Raw genomic sequence first — 12,863 nt, forward strand, 5'->3', positions numbered from 1 at the left:
TTTGTGACCGGGTGGCGCAGCAGAAGTTTATCGGCAGTGGACGACGGTTCTTGCGACCGCCGGTATGTCTGCCGGCCCATGCCAGCAAGTTTGGGGCGAAGCTGCGACTTTCAAGAAGCTTAGTCGTGAAATAGCAGATGACCGGCCTTCGAATCTGCCGCGCACTGACATACACTGCGCGGCCGTTTTTTGACCGGAACCCGAAAGACATGAAAAACGCCTCTCCAGCCCGTGCCTGCGGTATCGACTTCGGCACCTCCAACTCCACCGTCGGCTGGCTGCGCCCCGGCATGGAAACGATGATCGCGCTGGAAGACGACAAGATCACCCTGCCGTCGGTGGTCTTCTTCAACATCGAAGAACGCCGCCCTGTGTACGGTCGCCTGGCGCTGCACGAGTACCTCGAAGGCTACGAAGGCCGGCTGATGCGCTCGCTCAAGAGCCTGCTGGGTTCCAAGCTGATCAAGCACGACACCAGCGTGCTCGGCACCGCGATGCCGTTCAAGGATCTGTTGGGGCTGTTCATCGGCCAGCTCAAGAGCCGCGCCGAAACGGCCGCCGGTCGCGAGTTCGAACAAGTGGTGCTGGGGCGTCCGGTGTTTTTCGTCGATGACGACCCGCTGGCTGACCAGGAAGCCGAAGACACCCTGGTCGAAGTGGCACGCAAGCTCGGCTTCAAGGACGTGTCGTTCCAGTACGAACCGATTGCCGCCGCCTTCGACTACGAGTCGACCATCGAAAAAGAAGAGCTGGTGCTGATCGTCGACATCGGCGGTGGTACCTCCGACTTCTCACTGGTGCGCCTGTCGCCCGAGCGTCGCGGCATGGACAACCGTCACGATGACATCCTCGCCACCGGCGGCGTGCACATCGGCGGGACTGATTTCGACAAACAACTGAGCCTGCAAGGCCTGATGCCGCTGTTCGGTTACGGCAGCCGGATGAAGAGCGGCGCCTACATGCCGACCAGTCACCACATGAACCTGGCGACCTGGCACACCATCAACTCGGTGTACTCGCAGAAATCCACCCTGGCGCTGGGCAGCATGCGCTACGACATCGAGGACACTGGCGGCATTGATCGCCTGTTCAAGCTGATCGAACAGCGCGCCGGGCACTGGCTGGCGATGGAAGTGGAAGAAACCAAGATTCAGCTGACCCACACCGACAGCCGCCACGTACCGCTGGATCGCATCGAGCCGGGCCTGAGCGTGGAACTGAGCCGCGCCCTGTTCGAATCGTCGATCGACGCCTTGCTTGAGCGCGTGCGCGGCAGCGTTACGCAGCTGTTGAATGATGCCAACGTCTCGGTGGGTCAGGTCGATACGGTGTTCTTCACTGGCGGCTCCAGCGGCATTCCGGCGCTGCGCAACAGCGTCTCGGCAATGCTGCCGAACGCGCGACATGTGGAAGGGAACATCTTTGGCAGCATTGGCAGCGGTCTGGCGATCGAGGCGATGAAGCGTTACGGCGCCATGAACTGATCCAAGACCGCGTTGCGCCCATCGCTGGCAAGCCAGCTCCCACAGGTTCTGCGCCGCTTTCGAAAGCGGTATCAATCCTGTGGGAGCTGGCTTGCCAGCGATGGCGTCAGCTAAGGCAACACAGTTATCAAATCAAACCATCCCGCCCAGCTTCAACTCACTCTTCAGATACGCGTAATAAATCGGCCCCGCCACCACCCCCGGCAGGCCGAACGCGGCTTCGAACACCAGCATCGCCAGCAGCAGCTCCCACGACTTGGCACTGATCTGCCCGCCGACAATGCGCGCGTTGAGGAAGTATTCGAGCTTGTGGATAAAAATCAGGTAACCCAGCGCCGCCACCGCCACCCAGATCGACAGCGACAGGCCGACGATGGTGATCAGCGTGTTCGACATCAGGTTGCCGATCACCGGCAGCAGACCGAGCAGGAAGGTCAGGACGATCAGGGTTTTGGTCAGCGGCAGCTTGATGCCCAGAAGCGGCAGAATCACCGCAAGGAAAATCGCGGTGAAGAAGGTGTTCAGCAGGGAAATCTTGATCTGCGCGAAGACGATGTTGCGAAAGGCTTGCACCAGCAGGTGCAGGCGATCAAACAGGGCGGCGGCCAGCGGCTTGCGCTTGGTCACATCCGGTATCCGCTGCAGGGCAATGATCGCGCCGAGGACCATGCCGATCAGCAGGGTGACAAACATGTGCGCCGCGTCCTTGCCCACCAGTTGCAGCTCGGACAGGTGCTTGCTCGCCCATTCGCCGATGGCCACGCGAAACTCCGCAGCGCTGGCCGGCAGGTAGGCATCGAGGAACGGCGGCAGTTGCCCGCGCGCGCGATCGACCACGCCCATGAATTTGTCGAGCGAGGCGCCCGGGTTTTCCGCTTCGTGCAGCAGGAAACTGATAGCACCGGCAAAGATCAGCGCCAGCACGCTGACCACCAGGGTGCCCAGCAGCGCCACCGCCAGCCAGCGCGCACGCCGGCCTTCGATCAATCGTTGCAGCTGCGGGGTGAGCATGTTGACCAGCTCGAACACCAGCAGACCGGCCAGCAGGCTGGGCAACAAGCGCAGCGGCAATGCCAGCAGCAAACCGCCAAAAATAATGATGCAACTGACCCAAAACACAACATGACGCTCAGAAAACGTTGGCATACAGCCTCAAAACGAACGGCGTAAAAGGATTGGCAGTCTGCCAGCGATCCGGGGAGAGCACTAGGTATATGCGGTGCTTGAGATTGGCGGAGCCAAGACCGGCCTCTTCGCGAGCAGGCTCGCTTCCACAAGGGTACGCATTTCAATGTGGGAGCGAGCCTGCTCGCGAAGAGGCAAGCCCGCTCACCACCAGACTCGAGTGATTACTTTTTCTTCAGGCAATCACTCATGAAGGTCTTGCGCGCGTCGCCGGTCAGGGCCTTGGTTTTCGCGTCGGCGTTGCAGGTCTTCATTTTTTCCTGCTGCGGGGTCAGCACTTTGGCGTCATTGGCGGCCGGAGCGGCCTTGAGGCAAGTGCTCATGAAAGTCTTGCGCTCATCGCCCTTGAGGTTCTTGGCGGTAGCGTCGGCATTGCAGGTGGTCATTTTGTTCTGTTGCGCCGTGGCGGCGAAACCCTGGGAACACAGGAGCAGACCGATCATCAACAAAGGCACACGCAACATCTTCATGGAGTTTTCTCCTTGTCGCCGCATCGATGGATGCGGCCTCCGCTGAAGTGTAGCCAAATCTTGTTACACCTTCCTGCCTTCCAGGTGGCTGCGCCGATACTGTTCCGGGGTACATCCGGCCTGACGGGCAAACATGGCGATGAAGGCCGAGCCACTGCTGTAACCCAGATCGAAGGCGATCTCCTGCACGCTCTTCGTGCTTTCCAGTGCCTCGATGGCAGCCAGGTAACGCAGGCGCTGACGCCATTCGCCGAAACTCATGCCCAACTCGCGCACGAACTGCCGGGCCAACGTGCGCTCGCTGACGTGTACCTGCGCCGCCCAGTACGCCAGCGGCTGGTTATTGCCGGGATCGGCCTGCAATGCATCGAGAATCGCCAGCAACCCGGGATGGCTCGCGTACGGCAGATAACATTCATGGACCGGCGCCTGTTGCAGTTGATCGACCAGCACCTGGGCCAGACGCTGGTGGGCGTCGAGTTCGGGGATCTTCACGTCGCGGGCGGCGAAGTCCTTGAGTATCGCCTTGAGGATGTCGCTGATCGCCAGCGTGCAGGCGCGCTCCGGCAGATCCGTGCAGACCTTCGGATCGAGGCATACCGCGCGGTAGTTGACCGGTTGATGGCTGTAGAAACTGTGCTCGGTCTGCGGCGGCACCCACACCGCGTACTGCGGCGGCGACATGAAGCGGTTGCCGTCGACGTCCATGTGCAGCACGCCGTGGGCCGCGTACTCCAGCGTGCCCCACGGATGGCGGTGCGGCGCGGCGTATTCATGGGTGTTGAAGTCGGCGTAGCGGAAGTACACCGCTGACGGCAGTTCGCTGAAATCCAGCAGATCGATGTGTTTACTGTTCATGCTGTCCGGTTGCAGAGGCAGGTTGTCCGGTTCGCAGTATAGGGCTGCATCCAGACAGGGGATAATCACGGTTCATCAACGTTCTGGTTTTAACCCATGCAATACGCGTTTCCGCTGCTGGCGATTTTCATCTGGGCCGGCAATACCGTGATCAACAAACTGGCGGTCGGAGCAATCTTCCCCGCCGAGATCGGTTTCTACCGCTGGCTGCTCGCCGGCCTGCTGTTCACCCCGTTCATGCTCAAGGCGGTGATCGCGCACTGGCCGCAGATCCGCCCCAACCTGGGCAAGATCTTCATCCTCGGCGTGCTCGGAATGGCGGTCTATCAAAGCCTCGCCTACTTCGCCGCGACCCTGACCAGCGCGACCAACATGGGCATCATCCTGTCGCTGATGCCGCTGATGTCGCTGGCCATGGCGATCATCAGCCTCGGCCAGCGCCTGACTGCCGGCGCATTGTTCGGCGCGGTGCTGTCGTTCGTCGGCGTGCTGGTAGTGGTGTCGTCCGGCAGCCTCGGCGCCTTGCTGCAGCACGGGGTAAATCTGGGTGACGCGATGATGCTGATCGCCACCCTCGCCTACGCGATCTACAGCACCCTGCTGAAAAAATGGCAGTTACGCCTGCCGCCGCTGGTGTTGTTGTACTTGCAAGTGCTGGTGGCAATTGTGGTGCTGTTTCCGCTGTATGCCGCTTCACCGAAAACCGGCTTCACCGCGCAAAATATTCCGCTGGTGCTGTACGCGTGCCTGCTGGCCTCGATGCTTGCGCCGCTGGCGTGGATGCAGGCGGTGCAGCGTCTGGGGCCGAGCCGGACCACATTGTTCTTTAACTTGCTGCCGCTGATAACTGCGCTGATTGCGGCGGTGGTGTTGAAGGAAGAGTTGGCGATGTATCACCTGGTGGGTGGGGTGTTGACGTTGGGTGGGGTGATTCTGTCGGAGCGCTGGACCACCGTTCTAGGCCGCAAACTCAGCGTCGCCTGACTCGGCGCCATCGCTGGCAAGCCAGCTCCCACAGGGTCGGTGTCGAACGCAACTTTTGTATACGCCACGAAACACTGTGGGAGCTGGCTTGCCAGCGATAAACGAATACGCGGTGTATCTGCTAGACCCCCGCAGCCTTCAGCCGCGCCGCATGCTCGACAAACAACCGCACCGGATCCGCGCCCTTGCCCACCAGTCCCAGCGACTGGTTGACGATATCGAAGTGATCCAGCGGATAGTCGTCGCCAATCACCGTGCCCAGGTGCGAGCTGTAGCGCCCGACCATCCCGTCACACTGCCCTGGTTCGCGCACGAAGGTTTTCGCGAACAACCGGCAGCTGCGGTTGGTGCCGTCGAACAGGTTGCCACCGCGGTCAGTCTTGCCCGGTTGCAACGTGCCCGACCACGAGTAATAGCGCACGCCGTTGACCTCTTCCGGCCCCTGCCCGCCCCAGGTCCCAGGCAGGCCCTGTGGATAACGCTGATTGAACAGCGCCACGCCCTCGCGGGTCAGCGACTGGTGCGAGGCGTGGATATCCACCGGCAGTTTCGGCCCGTGATAACCGGTTTCCAGCCGCGCCATCAACCAGCCGATCAAACGCAGCAGCGCTTCGAGCAGACTGCCCTTGGCAGTGTTCGCCGGGTAGTGTTTCTGCAGATAGTCGGCCAGTTCCGAACCGTGATTGGGCCCGGCCACCGACGTCACCGAGGCGACCAGATCCGGCCGTTTGGCGGCGGCATAACGGGCTGTCAACGAGCCCTGGCTGTGGCCGATCAGATTGACCCTGGCCGCGCCGGTCTCGCGCAAAATCTCGTCGATCCGCGCCAGCAACTGCTCACCGCGCACCTCGGTGGAGTTGAGCGGCGACACCTGTACCGCAATCACTGTGGCCCCGCCACGGCGCAACGCCTTGATGATCCCGTACCAGTACGGATACAGCAGCAACCGGATAAACCCGAGCATGCCCGGCACCAGCACCAGTGGATAACGTGTCGCCGTACTTTGTGACATGGGCAAACATCCTTGTGGTCGTGAGTGGAGGCCTGACGTGCAAAACACCCGCCAAGCCTCCTCCTTGATGATGACAACTGCACCCTCAGCCTACTTCAGGCCCACCACCCCCGCCACAATCAGCCCCACCGACAGCAGCTTGATCAGGGTCAGGCTCTCGCCGAGCAAGACAAAACCGAGAAACACCGTGCCCAGCGAGCCGATCGCCGTCCAGATCGGGTAGGCGATGCTCACCGGCAACTCGCGCAGCGCCAGCGTCAGGAAGTAAACCCCGCCAATCGCCGCGAGCACCGTGATCAGCGACGGCCACAACCGGGTGAAGCCTTCGGCGTACTTCATGCCCATGGCGAACGTCACTTCGAAACCGGCGGCGATCAGCAGGAACAGCCAGGCCACTTAGAATGTCCGGGCGAGGTCGAGCAATCGCTGCTCGGCCTCGGCCACCGACACCGCGAAGGTGCGCTCGGCCGACTCTTCGCCCTCGGCCGCGACCACCGTGACGTCGTTGATACCGATAAAGCCCAGTGCGGTGCGCAACCACGGATCGGCGTGGTTCAGTGCTTCCAGTTCACCGCCGGGGCCAAAGCCGAACCCGCCGCGACTGGTGACAATCAACGCTTTCTTGCCCTGCAGCAGCGGGGTGTACTGGGCCACGCCGTTGTCGAGGGTGTGGTCGAACGTCAGACCCAGGCGCACGATCTGATCGACCCAGGCCTTGAGGCCGCTGGGCACGCTGAAGTTGTACATCGGCGTGGAAATCAGCAGCAGGTCATGCTCGAACAACTCGCCGACCAATTGATCGCTGAGCGCCAGATCGGCTTGCATCGACAGTGGGCGCGCCTCGGGCTCAGGATGAAACGCAGCAGCGACAAACGCTTCATTGACTGGCGGGATCAGCGCGCGCCCGACTTCACGGCGGGTGACCTGCGCCTGCGGATGGCGCAAAAGCCAGGCGCTGAGAAAGCTTTCCGCGAGGCGCCGTGAATGCGAACGGTCACCCCGTGGGCTGGCATGAATTGCAAGAATTTTGCTCATCTGTGTTTCCTCCGGACTAGAATCAAACGGCTTGTGGCTCGCAGCTTGAAGCGCGTGACCGCGTCCATTCAAATGAGCAAAAATCAGTCCGGATGAATTCATTTCATCCATGGAGTTTTCAATGTTCGCCTCGTTGCCGCTGACCGCCCTGCGCGCCTTCGAATCCGCTTCGCGCCTGCTGAGTTTCAAGGCCGCCGCCGAAGAGCTGTCGGTCACGCCCACGGCAATCTCTCATCAGATCCGTACGCTGGAAGACTGGCTCGGCGTGGCCCTGTTCGAACGTTTGCCGCGTCAGGTACGCCTGACCGAAGGTGGCGAGCGGCTGTTTCGCAGCCTGCACGGCGCGCTGCTGGAAGTGGCGCAAAGCGTCGATACCCTGCGCCCGCAACGCAGCGGCAGCAGCCTGACGCTGTCGACCACGGCCGCGTTCGCCGCGCTATGGCTGGTGCCGCGCCTCGGGCGCTTTTATGCGCAGCATCCGAACATCAACGTGCGCCTCGATACCCACTGCGAAGTCATCGACTTGCATCAGGACGCCAGCGTCGATCTGGTGCTGCGCTACAGCCTTGACGACTACCCCAATCTTTACGGCTTGTGCCTGTTCGATGAGTCGTTCGGCGTGTACGGCTCACCGGAGCAGGTGGCGCTGGCACAACTCGAAGCTGTATGCCCACGGCTGGGAAGCGTGGTGCGCCCGCGCAAGTGAGAACTGGCTGAACCAGCATCCCGCAATGCGCGAATACGACGAAGAGCACTACGCGCTCCAAGCGGCGATTGCCGGGCAAGGCTTGGTCCTTGCGAGCAATATTCTGGTCTCGCAAAGCGTCGCCAGCGGGTTGCTGGTGCCGTACAAGGGGCAGGTGCAGGTCGATGGCGCAGGCTACAGCGCATTGTGTGTGCCGGGACGGGAGCGCCATCCGCCGGTGCGGGCGTTTTTTGCCTGGTTGCAGGAGGAGGCCGTGTTGTCCGGACTGACGCCAAGATTGCAGCCTTCGGCAGCGCCTACAGGGGGGACGGCGCAAATCTCGTAAAACTTTTTGCATCGCGCAGGACTCACAACCAGGGTAAGCGATCACGCCTGTAGAGCGTGGCGCCCATTGGATTAGCCTCCTGGAGATCGAAATGAGCGATGACCTGCACTTGTCGGATGTCAAAACCCTGCGCGAACGTGCGCGGCAACACGTCGAGAACGGCGCGGTAACCGAAAGCTACAGTGCCAACCGTGAAGAGGTGCTGCGCCTGCTCAACGAATCGTTGGCCACCGAACTGGTCTGCGTGCTGCGCTACAAGCGCCACTACTTCATGGCCAACGGTCTGAAAGCCAACGTGGCCGCTGACGAATTTCTCGAACACGCCACCCAGGAAGCGCAACACGCCGACCGTCTGGCCGAGCGCATCGTGCAACTGGGCGGCGAGCCGGAATTCAACCCGGACCTGCTGTCGAAAATGTCCCACGCACAATACGTGGCCGGGAACACCTTGAAGGAAATGGTCTATGAGGACCTGGTGGCCGAGCGGATCGCCATCGACAGCTACCGCGAGATCATTCAGTACATCGGCGAAAAAGACCCGACGACTCGGCGCATCTTCGAAGACATCCTCGCGCAGGAAGAAGAGCATGCCGATGATATGGCCGACATTCTGAAAGACTTGTAAGCCTTTCAAAACCGTCTTCGCGAGCAGGCTCGCTCCCACACTGGAATCCATTTCAAATGTGGGAGCGAGCCTGCTCGCGAAGGGGCCGCTACAGAAACAAAAAGATCGCAGCCTGTAATGGTCTTCCTGTAGGAGCTGCCGCAGGCTGCGATCTTTTGCTCTTGCCTTTACTTGGTTGGCTTGACGGTCACGGGCGCCTTGCCCGCCTTCATCTGTTGCAGCAATGGCGCGCACTGATTCGGCTCACCACCGCTCGGCGCCACGAGCGCCAGCAGCCCCGCCGCTGGTGCAGCGATCACGCCCAGTGCAACCATTCCCGCCCCGCGCAGCATCAACGGTACAGCCTTGACCCCGGCGTCCGGCTTGATGAACTTGCCGCGCACGTACAGCGGTGAACGCAGCGAAATCAGACGCCAGCCCTTGGATTCCGGGGTCACGGTCAGGTCCAGTTGCTCGGTGGCCATGTTCGCCGTGCCGTCGATGTAAATAATCGCGTTCTCGGTATCGAACACAAACAGCCGGGTGGTCGCCAGGCCGGTCTTGATGTCGAAGTCCGCCGCCGCGCAGTTGATCTTCACTTCCTTGTCGCCAAAGATCTTGCCGACCACGTAGTTACCGACGTTGAGCCCTGCCAGTTCCATCAGCTCGCGGCTGATCGCCCCGTCGTTGATCAGCATCTTCAACTGGCCATTGGCGCCGCCGAGCAGCTTGGCCACCGAGTTGCCGCGGCCGCTGATATCGGCGTCGCCATTGAGCTCACCGAAACTGGTTTTCATCGGTTCGAAGGTCGGGAACAACTGCTTGAGCTTGAACCCGCGCGCGGTCAGTTTGGCCCGGCCTTCCAGCGGTTCGGCGCGACCGTTGAGGCGAATCTGCGCGTCCAGATTACCGCCGGCCACGCCGAAGCGCAGCGGTTCGAGGCTGAGTTCGCCGTCGTTGAGTTTCAGGTGGGTATAAAGGTCGGTGAACGGCAGTTTTTCGCTGTGCACGATGCGTTTGCCAGTGAACTCGACGTCGGCATCCATCGCGCGCCAGCGGTCGGTCTTGAACTCTTCAACCGGCAGCACTTTGTCGGTCGGCTGCTTGCTCTCGCCGCCGCGGGCCTTTTGCTTGTCATTCGAGTCGGCGCCGATCAGCGGCGCGAGGTCGGCGAACAGCAGCTGATTGGACAGCAGCGCACCACTGAGTTTTGGCCGAGGCTGACTGGCGACGTAGGTCAGATCGCCATGAATGTCACTGCCGCCGATCTTGCCGTTGAACTGCTCGTAGGTGAATTTCGCCCCGGCGGCGTCATGCAATTTGGCAATCAGATGGCCGTCGGTGGAGTACGGCGGCGTGTCCGGCAGAGTCACGCCGGTCAGCGGATAGAGGTTGCCGAGGCTGGCACCGGCCAGTTTCAGCCGCAGATCGAGGGCACCGAGGTTGAGCGGGTCGGTCAACGTACCGGCGAGTTCGAGGCTGGTGGCGCCGATCTTCGCCTGGGCCTGCAGCGGGAACGGTTTGTTCGCGTCCTGCAACGCCAGCAATCCGCCGATTTTGCCCTGGCCGGTGAGATTCTGGCCGTGGTACTGGCCTTTGACCTTCAGCGCGAACGCATAGTCCTGCGGCGCGGTGCCTTTGTCCTGGGCCGTTTTCGCGGCTTTGTCACCGACGATTTCGCTGAACGGAATCGGTTTGCCCAGCGGATCGATCACCACATCGAGATTGCTCTTGAGCGTCTGGTCGTCCAGCGTGACGTGGCCCTTGTCGAAACCGATGGCGCCGATGTCCACCACCCAGTTCGACGGTTCGGCGTTCGGGTCTTTGGGGTCGAACTTGAAGGTCCAGTTGGCGCGGCCATCGGCCAGGCGTTGCAGTTGCGCGTTGGGCTCGGTCAGGTCGATGCGCGGGATCGTCACCCGTTGCGCCAGCAGGGCCAGCGGCGAGATGCGCAGCTCCACGCGTTTGAGGGTGACCATCTGCGGCTGCTTCGACCAGTCCGGGTTGCCCAGTGTCAGGTCTTCAGCCACCACGTGCGGCCACGGCACCCAGGCCCGCCAGCCGCCCTCGTCCGGCTCGCGCTGCCAGATCACTGCGAGGTTGCCATTGATGGCAAACGGTCGATGCAGTTCTTCCGAGACTTTGGCGTTGAGCGGCGGTTTGATCCGGTTCCAATCGAAGAACACGATGATCAGAACGAGTACCGCCAGCAGCAGTACGAGGATGGCGAAGGTCCAACTGAAGATTTTCCCGGTGCGCGTCATGCACAAAACTCCTGATGACGACCGCACGCCGACTTCGCGACGCACAGCTGAAACGGCGGGCCAAAGCGGCCCTCATGAAATCTACGACTGGCAAACAGTGCGCAGGTTTAATCGGAATATAGATTCCGTGGCAAAAAATCGCCCGAATGCTGACTGATTGGTCGAACAGCGTTACCGCTGCCCGCACATTTGCGAGGCGCGAGTGAGTCGAAAATACCCACTGCGGTGCAAAACCACCGCCCGCAAACGCCCGAGCTAGAGCGCCTCGGCAGAACAATCAATTCTGTTGATTATTACCATTGCGTTTATGAACTTTTATATCGACTTATCGAGAGTAGCATTGGCTTCGTACCCACTTTATCGCCCTCCCAAGGAGCAACCCATCATGAAACGCCAATTACTGCTCAGCCTTACCCTGTCGATGCTAGCCAGCACTGCTTTCGCCCTGCCCGCTGCCGATCAGGCTACCCCACAAGTGAAATCCAGCCACTCGGTGTTCAGCCAGACTGTGGCTGCTGATGGCGGCGACCGCACGCCACAAGGCCAGACCCTGGCTGAAAACGGCCGTAATCGTCTGGAAGAGAAAGGCCTGGTACAAGATGGCTACGACAAGACGCCACAAGGCCAAGCTGTAGCAGAAGGTGGCCGTGATCGTCTGGAAGAGAAAGGTCTGGTGCAAGACGGCTATGACAAGACTCCACAAGGTCAGACCCTGGCTTCCGATGGCAGCGACCGCACTCCACAAGGCCAGACCCTCGCTGAAGGTGGTGGTGACCGCACCCCACAAGGCCAGACCCTTGCCGAAGACGGTTTCGACAAAACCCCACTGGGCCAAGCCGTTGCCGAAGGTGGTGGTGACCGTGTGATCGAACGCAACAGCGCTTTGAGCTAAGCCCATGGCGGCCTGGAAAAAAAGCCCAATCACCGGATTGGGCTTTTGACTTTTTCAGCACTGGCAACCTGCACCCCCCCTTTTTACCGCTGACATTCCCCCTGCCGTTCGACGCCAGCAAAGCCGATTTGCTAGAGTGCGGCGCTTGTCCCGCTCAAGAAAACGCCTTTGCGATGCTGCCCCGCGCCGAACAGAAACAACAGACCCGCAATGCCCTGATGGACGCTGCCCGCCATTTGATGGAAAGCGGCCGAGGATTCGGCAGCCTGAGCCTGCGCGAAGTGACCAAGACCGCCGGCATCGTGCCCACCGGTTTCTATCGGCACTTTGCCGACATGGACGAGCTGGGGCTGGTGCTGGTCAGTGAAGTCGGCCAGACCTTCCGCGAGACCATCCGCCTGGTGCGCCACAACGAATTCGTCATGGGCGGCATTATCGATGCGTCGGTGCGGATCTTCCTCGACGTGGTCAGCGCCAACCGCTCGCAATTCCTGTTTCTCGCCCGCGAGCAGTACGGCGGCTCGCTGCCGGTGCGTCAGGCGATCGGTCGTCTGCGCGAGAACATCAGCGCCGACCTCGCGGCCGACCTGACGCTGATGCCCAAGTTGCAACATCTGGATGCGGCCGGCCTGAGCGTGATCGCCGACCTGATCGTCAAATCGGTGTTCGCCACCCTGCCGGACATCATCGACCCGCCCACCGAGGCCCTGCCGGAACATCTGACTGCCCAGGCGAAGATCACCCAGCAACTGCGCTTCATCTTTATCGGCCTCAAGCACTGGCAAGGGCTGGGCAGCACCGAGTAAAGAGCAAAAGATCGCAGCCTTCGGCAGCCCCTACACCAACCCCCTGTAGGAGCTGCCGAAGGCTGCGATCTTTTTTGTTGGCCACAAATTGGTGCATGTAAAAATCTTCACGCACCAAGATCTTCCAAAATCCTGCAACATCTTGAAACATCCTCTACGCTCCGACAGGGATTTCCTACATCTCGGCCGGTTGGCAAGCCCCTTGCTCTAGCCCTCCCTACAGTCCACTGCTGGAAGC

At 61.0% G+C, this 12,863-nt stretch carries 12 protein-coding genes and 1 pseudogene; 6 read left to right on the forward strand and 7 right to left on the reverse strand.

All coding sequences use genetic code 11. From position 1 onward, the window contains the following. Window positions 1–209: 209 nt before the first annotated feature. Entirely contained in the window at window positions 210–1,484 is a 1,275-nt protein-coding gene (locus L6D63_RS00500) for an Hsp70 family protein (RefSeq protein WP_131670996.1), read from the forward strand. Window positions 1,485–1,616: 132 nt separating this feature from the next. On the opposite strand, the gene L6D63_RS00505 is transcribed toward L6D63_RS00500, so the two are convergent. The 3 genes from L6D63_RS00505 to L6D63_RS00515 all read right to left on the reverse strand — a co-directional run bounded on the left by L6D63_RS00505 (window position 1,617) and on the right by L6D63_RS00515 (window position 3,997). Next, window positions 1,617–2,630, reverse strand: coding sequence for an AI-2E family transporter (locus tag L6D63_RS00505; protein WP_131670995.1), 1,014 nt, complete (start codon window positions 2,628–2,630; stop codon window positions 1,617–1,619). A 203-nt stretch (window positions 2,631–2,833) separates the two neighbouring features. After that, a complete protein-coding gene (locus L6D63_RS00510; RefSeq protein ID WP_041065573.1) occupies window positions 2,834–3,139 on the reverse strand; it encodes a PsiF family protein in 306 nt (101 codons plus the stop codon). A gap of 63 nt (window positions 3,140–3,202) precedes the next feature. Next, window positions 3,203–3,997 carry an AraC family transcriptional regulator gene (locus L6D63_RS00515; RefSeq protein ID WP_236170259.1) on the reverse strand — a complete coding sequence of 265 codons (795 nt, stop codon included), beginning with the start codon at window positions 3,995–3,997 and terminating at the stop codon, window positions 3,203–3,205. A 96-nt stretch (window positions 3,998–4,093) separates the two neighbouring features. Here L6D63_RS00515 and L6D63_RS00520 point away from each other — a divergent pair, with 96 nt between their 5' ends. Beyond that, on the forward strand, window positions 4,094–4,981 hold the full coding sequence (locus L6D63_RS00520) for a DMT family transporter (RefSeq protein WP_131670993.1): 888 nt from the start codon (window positions 4,094–4,096) through the stop codon (window positions 4,979–4,981). Between the two features lie 121 nt (window positions 4,982–5,102). Here the strand turns inward: L6D63_RS00520 and L6D63_RS00525 are convergent, their stop codons facing one another. The 3 genes from L6D63_RS00525 to L6D63_RS00535 all read right to left on the reverse strand — a co-directional run bounded on the left by L6D63_RS00525 (window position 5,103) and on the right by L6D63_RS00535 (window position 7,028). Further along, complete coding sequence (locus tag L6D63_RS00525; RefSeq protein ID WP_131670992.1) at window positions 5,103–5,993, reverse strand: esterase/lipase family protein; 891 nt, start codon at window positions 5,991–5,993, stop codon at window positions 5,103–5,105. Window positions 5,994–6,083: 90 nt separating this feature from the next. After that, window positions 6,084–6,389, reverse strand: a complete 306-nt coding sequence (locus L6D63_RS00530; protein WP_047291010.1) for a DMT family transporter — start codon at window positions 6,387–6,389, stop codon at window positions 6,084–6,086. Continuing rightward, complete coding sequence (locus L6D63_RS00535; RefSeq protein WP_095667672.1) at window positions 6,390–7,028, reverse strand: FMN-dependent NADH-azoreductase; 639 nt, start codon at window positions 7,026–7,028, stop codon at window positions 6,390–6,392. A 109-nt stretch (window positions 7,029–7,137) separates the two neighbouring features. On the opposite strand from L6D63_RS00535, the pseudogene L6D63_RS28595 reads away from it, so the two are divergent. Then, a pseudogene (locus L6D63_RS28595) lies at window positions 7,138–8,059 on the forward strand (LysR substrate-binding domain-containing protein). Between the two features lie 91 nt (window positions 8,060–8,150). Further along, on the forward strand, window positions 8,151–8,684 hold the full coding sequence (locus L6D63_RS00550) for a ferritin-like domain-containing protein (protein WP_003221186.1): 534 nt from the start codon (window positions 8,151–8,153) through the stop codon (window positions 8,682–8,684). Window positions 8,685–8,851: 167 nt separating this feature from the next. Here the strand turns inward: L6D63_RS00550 and L6D63_RS00555 are convergent, their stop codons facing one another. Next, window positions 8,852–10,927, reverse strand: a complete 2,076-nt coding sequence (locus L6D63_RS00555) for an AsmA family protein (protein ID WP_131670991.1) — start codon at window positions 10,925–10,927, stop codon at window positions 8,852–8,854. A 385-nt stretch (window positions 10,928–11,312) separates the two neighbouring features. Here L6D63_RS00555 and L6D63_RS00560 point away from each other — a divergent pair, with 385 nt between their 5' ends. Further along, on the forward strand, window positions 11,313–11,819 hold the full coding sequence (locus tag L6D63_RS00560; protein ID WP_041065594.1) for a hypothetical protein: 507 nt from the start codon (window positions 11,313–11,315) through the stop codon (window positions 11,817–11,819). A gap of 173 nt (window positions 11,820–11,992) precedes the next feature. Further along, window positions 11,993–12,625 (forward strand): TetR family transcriptional regulator, encoded by a 633-nt coding sequence (locus L6D63_RS00565; protein WP_131670990.1) that lies wholly within the window; start codon window positions 11,993–11,995, stop codon window positions 12,623–12,625. Window positions 12,626–12,863: the final 238 nt, after the last annotated feature.

It is taken from the genome of Pseudomonas parakoreensis (genome assembly GCF_021602155.1).
Classification (GTDB): Bacteria; Pseudomonadota; Gammaproteobacteria; order Pseudomonadales; family Pseudomonadaceae; genus Aquipseudomonas; species Aquipseudomonas parakoreensis.